The organism is Quyinboa ferrireducens (genome assembly GCF_042436675.1).
Taxonomy (GTDB): domain Bacteria; phylum Bacteroidota; class Bacteroidia; order Bacteroidales; family UBA5342; genus JBHJHP01.
Map to the genome: position 1 here is coordinate 1 of NZ_JBHMVA010000098.1, position 722 is coordinate 722.

The following is a 722-nucleotide window of genomic DNA, read 5'->3' on the forward strand; positions in this document are numbered from 1 at the left end:
CATACCGCGGGAACGTTGTGCACAATGTCATGAAAAGATTACAATACATAATAATACTAATTATATGCTTGTCGTTTTTTGAAGAGGCATTTTCTCAGAAATACACTAAGACAAACAATGACAAAGAAATAAACACATTTTTGAGAAAGAATTTTTGTGGAATAAATAAGTATCACATTTTTTTCAAAAAAGGTCATTTATACTTTAACAAAACCAACATCATTCCTGAGATTCTAGATTGGGAAAAGCATGAATTATTCATGATTAAAAATCAAGATTTATGTTTTGTGCAGACTTATAATGATACATTAATAACACAATCGGCTTTATATGACTTTCAAAAGTCGTACAGCTCTATAAATTATTCTACAAAGAAATTTGATATTTTCCATGGGACTAAGGATAAAAAACATTTTACCCAAATTTCAATTCCATTATTTTCATCTGACAATAAATTAATGATAGTAAAATATAAAAGTTGGTGTGGCAATGAGTGTGGAAGTGGCGGCATACTTGTTTTTAAAAAGTTTGATGAAAAATGGAAACAGATTGATTCCCGTTGCACATGGATGAATTAGAAAACACATTGCACAACACGCGGTCATAGTGCATGCGGTTTTGTTTTAACCTGCAAATTCTATTACCGTATGCCGTCGTTTTCGGCTTGACAGTCTCCACTTCGTGGGACCGTCAACCGCACGACACCATACCGCGGGAACGTT

1 protein-coding gene is annotated in these 722 nt (G+C 33.2%); it reads left to right on the top strand.

Annotation, left to right across the window (positions count from 1 at the left end; all coding sequences use genetic code 11):
• Positions 1–578 (top strand): hypothetical protein (locus tag ACE01N_RS20595; RefSeq protein ID WP_380592984.1); only part of this gene is annotated, 578 nt, incomplete at its 5' end.
• Between the last annotated feature and the right edge of the window lie 144 nt (positions 579–722).